A 3646-nucleotide genomic window follows, 5' to 3' on the forward strand; every position below is an offset into this window, starting at 1 on the left:
TCCGAGGGAAGGCGTTTCAGGGCCTTGTCGCGCAGTCGCTCGCCCGTAACGCCGCCCAGTGCGCATCCGGCCACGGCAACGGCGACCAGACGCTCGGCACGGCCACGCGCGTTGAAGGGCGGGCGCAACAGTTGCGCCGCCTGCCGCGCGAGACTGTCGGCCAGACGCTGGGTTTCGGCCTGATCGGCCGATTGGGTCAGGCGCTTGCCCGCGCAGGCCAGATTGAAGACGCGGCGCGCCAGAATGTCGGGCGACCACGAAAAGGGCGACCATTCGGCAAAGGTGTTCAGCCAGCCCAGCGTCATGGCCAGAGCGTCGCGTGTCCCGCGCTCGCCCTGCGCCATCATCAGGGGCAGCCAGTTGAAGCTGTGAAGCTCGACCGCAAACGCCCGCGTGGGCGTGGGGCGTTCCCACATCAATCTGGGGTCGTCGGTATCCAGGCTGAGGCCGACAAGCGTCAGCTTGCCCCCCAGCAATGGGCGAGGGGCTTCCTTGGGGACGGGGCGCAGGTCTTTGGGCGACAGGGCAAATCCCTGCCCCTTGGCGCGCCCCAGTGTCAGGCCGTAACCGGGCAGACCGTACAGCTCGATCCAGAGCTGGCGTGCGACCAGCGCCTTGGCGATGGCCCCCATCACAGCGGGGCTGGTGCGTTGGGTGTGCTGAGGCGGCAGGGGAGTGCGCACCGGCGAGCCCTTCAGGCCGGGGATGTGACCTTCGGACAGGGGTGTTTCGCTGTCACGCGGGGCGAAGGGGCCGATAGGCTTCATGCCGCTTTCAGTGCCTGGATGTTGGTGGCGTAGGCGTCGGGGCCACCCTTGAACACAAAGGAACCCGCGACAAGGGCATCGGCACCGGCAGCCACGCAGGCTCCGGCATTGGCCGCTACGACACCGCCGTCAACCTGCAGATGCGCATGAGAGCCCGCCGCGTCGAGGATGGCGCGCGCGCGCTCGATCTTGCGCAGCGAGCTGTCGATGAATTTCTGGCCGCCGAAGCCCGGATTGACCGACATGATCAGCACCAGATCGACCAGGTCAACGCACTCTTCCAGTACGCTCAGCGGCGTGGCGGGGTTGAAGACCAGACCGGACTTGGCTCCCAGCTGGCGGATCTGGCCCAGGGTGCGGTGCACGTGAGGGCCGCTCTCGGGGTGCACGCTCATGATATCCGCGCCCGCCGCGCGATAGGCTTCCAGCCAGTTATCGACCGGTGCCACCATCAGGTGCACGTCGAACGGCAGCGCGGTGTGCGGGCGCAGCGCCTTCACCACATCCGGACCGATGGTGATGTTCGGCACGAAATGGCCGTCCATGACATCGACGTGGATCCAGTCGGCCCCTGCGGCTTCCAGCGAGCGGATTTCCTCGCCCAGTTTGGAGAAGTCGCTGGCAAGGATCGACGGGCAGATCAGGGGGGCAGTGCGCTGGGTCATGAAAGCAGGACTTACGTCTCCAGCCCGTGATCGGCAAGGTTCTAAGGTTGCGACACGTTTTTACGCCTGTTCACTGGCGCTTCGTGGATGACATCGGGTGGTGGTTCACGAACGGGCCAAGGCCGCAGACGCAAGGGCTGTGGCGGCATGGAAATATCGACTGCACACAGGGGCATCACCGCACCGCGGCTCCAACTGACGAGGCCCCATTATGAAACGTTTCCTGACCATCCTGAGTGCGGGTGCCGCCCTTGTGATCGCGGTTCCCGCCCATGCCGCCGACGCGCGCTTGACCGTGAAAGTGGATGTCGCATCGCCAACGGGCACCGTCATGGTCGCGCTTTATGACAATGAAGCCGCCTTTGAGAACGGCAACCCGATGCGGGTGGCCCGTATCGACGTGGCGGGCGGTCAGTCACAGACCGTCTTTGAGGGGCTGGCTTCGGGGGACTATGGCATCAAGTCGTTCCATGATGTGAACGGAAATGGCCGGATGGATACCAATCCTTTTGGAGTGGCTGTCGAACCCTATGCATTCTCCAACAATGCGGTGGGCAATATGGGACCGGCCAAATGGGATCGCGCCCGTTTTGCCGTGGACGGTAACACCGACCACCAACTGGCCCTGCGCTGAGAAGGATCGGTGCGATGGATTTTTCGCGACGCTCATTCCTTGGCACATCGGCGGCGATGGCGGCGGCTTCGGTACTGACGCCGGACCGCAGCTTTGCGCGGGCGGCCCTGGATCAGGCCCATAACTGGGAGTTGGCCACGGCGGATGTGGCGGGCGATGTCTCGCCGCGCATGCTGGAGCTGGTGCATGGCCGCGTGCCTACCGGATTGAAGGGCACGCTTTACCGAAATGGTCCGGCACAGTTCCGCCGCCCCGGGGGTTCGGCCCGGCATTGGTTCGACGGTGATGGCATGGTCCGCCGCTGGCATATCGAGGACGGCCAGGTGCAACTGACGGCCCGTTTCGTCGACACGCGCAAGCGGCGTCAGGAAGAAGAGGTCGGGGCCATGCTGATGCCCGGCTTCGGTACCCTGCCCGACCCGCGCGCCCGCATCGGCTCTTCGGACGACGTCAATCCGGCCAACACCTCGGTGCACAAGGTCGGCGACAAGGTCTGGGCCTTGTGGGAAGCCGGTTCGCCGGTGGCGATGGACCCCGTTTCACTGGAAACCGAGGAATATGTGACCCTCAGGCCCGACCTGAAGGCCATGCCCTACCTCGCCCATCCGCGTGTCGAGCCTGACGGGACCATCTGGAACCTGGGACTGAGTGGCCGCAATGCCATTGTATGGCGTCTGTCGGCGGACGGGACGCTGCGTTCGGCCGAGGTCATAGAACTGCCGATGGCCAGCTATATCCATGATTTCTCGGCGACGGCGCGGCATCTGGTGATCCTGTTGCAGCCGTGGGTGCATACGCGCAACGCCATGCCCGTTTCGGCAGCCTATGAGTGGAAGCCGGAACTGGGCTCGAAGGTTCTGGTCATCGACAAGGATGATGTGGGCCAGCGCAGGATCTTCGATCTGCCGCCGATGGGCTTCTTCCATGTGGGCGATGCGTGGGAAGAGGCCGACGGTACCATCCGTTTCGATGTTGCGGACCATCCCGACATGGCGTTTGCCGCACGCGGAGCCAGCGATATTCTGAACGGCGTGCCGCTGGATCACCGGCCCGCCCATCTGGGTCTGGTGGTGCTGGGTCCGGACGGGCGCGGTCGGCTGGAAAGCACGGGTGTTATCGCGGAGTTTCCGCGCAGCGACCCGCGCCGTGCCGGACTGTCCCGCCGTTTCTGTATCCACACGACCGGCTCGCGCGAGGGTACGCCGCTGGCCTCGGCCATTGGCGTCACTGACTGGGTGTCAGGCCGGACACGGACCTTCGGTTTCGGTGCCGACCATATCATCGACGAGATGGTCTATGTGCCCAAGCCTGGCGCAACGGCGGAAGAGGACGCTTGGCTGATCGGCCCCAGCGTCAATCTTAAGGCCGGTGTCAGCGAGCTTCATGTGCTTGATCTGGCGCGGATCGAGGACGGTCCGGTCTGCACATGGCGGGCGGACGTGGCGCTGCCGGCGGCCTTCCACGGCAATTGGGTGTGATCACCACCACCCTGCTTCGCGCAGGATGCGGGCGTAGCGGCGGCTGACGGGGACGCGGGTGTCGTCCGGAAGGGTCAGTGTCGCGCGCCCGTCACCGCGCGC

Annotated in this window: 3 protein-coding genes and 1 pseudogene; 2 read left to right on the plus strand and 2 right to left on the minus strand. The window is 65.2% G+C overall.

All coding sequences use genetic code 11. The features are described 5' to 3' along the window. A pseudogene (locus B3H86_RS05375) lies at window positions 1-767 on the minus strand (heparinase); the annotation flags it as partial. Continuing rightward, complete coding sequence (rpe, locus tag B3H86_RS05380) at window positions 764-1432, minus strand: ribulose-phosphate 3-epimerase (RefSeq protein ID WP_292051736.1); 669 nt, start codon at window positions 1430-1432, stop codon at window positions 764-766. The gene rpe and the pseudogene B3H86_RS05375, both read right to left, overlap by 4 nt. A gap of 211 nt (window positions 1433-1643) precedes the next feature. Between rpe and B3H86_RS05385 the strand changes: the two genes are divergently transcribed. Both B3H86_RS05385 and B3H86_RS05390 read left to right on the plus strand, forming a co-directional pair. Further along, window positions 1644-2066: a DUF2141 domain-containing protein gene (locus tag B3H86_RS05385; protein WP_292051738.1), complete on the plus strand. Its 423-nt coding sequence runs from the start codon at window positions 1644-1646 to the stop codon at window positions 2064-2066. 14 nt (window positions 2067-2080) lie between these two features. Next, window positions 2081-3544, plus strand: a complete 1464-nt coding sequence (locus B3H86_RS05390) for a carotenoid oxygenase family protein (protein WP_292051740.1) — start codon at window positions 2081-2083, stop codon at window positions 3542-3544. Window positions 3545-3646: the final 102 nt, after the last annotated feature.

Origin of the sequence: Brevundimonas sp. UBA5866 (genome assembly GCF_002432125.1) — a bacterium.
Lineage (GTDB): Bacteria > Pseudomonadota > Alphaproteobacteria > Caulobacterales > Caulobacteraceae > Brevundimonas.

What these genes read in the sequence shown, in the direction of transcription:
- rpe (WP_292051736.1), bottom strand. Translation starts at nt 1,432, where the DNA reads ATGACCCAGCGCACTGCCCCCCTGATCTGCCCGTCGATCCTTGCCAGC.
- B3H86_RS05385 (WP_292051738.1), top strand. Translation starts at nt 1,644, where the DNA reads ATGAAACGTTTCCTGACCATCCTGAGTGCGGGTGCCGCCCTTGTGATC.
- B3H86_RS05390 (WP_292051740.1), top strand. Translation starts at nt 2,081, where the DNA reads ATGGATTTTTCGCGACGCTCATTCCTTGGCACATCGGCGGCGATGGCG.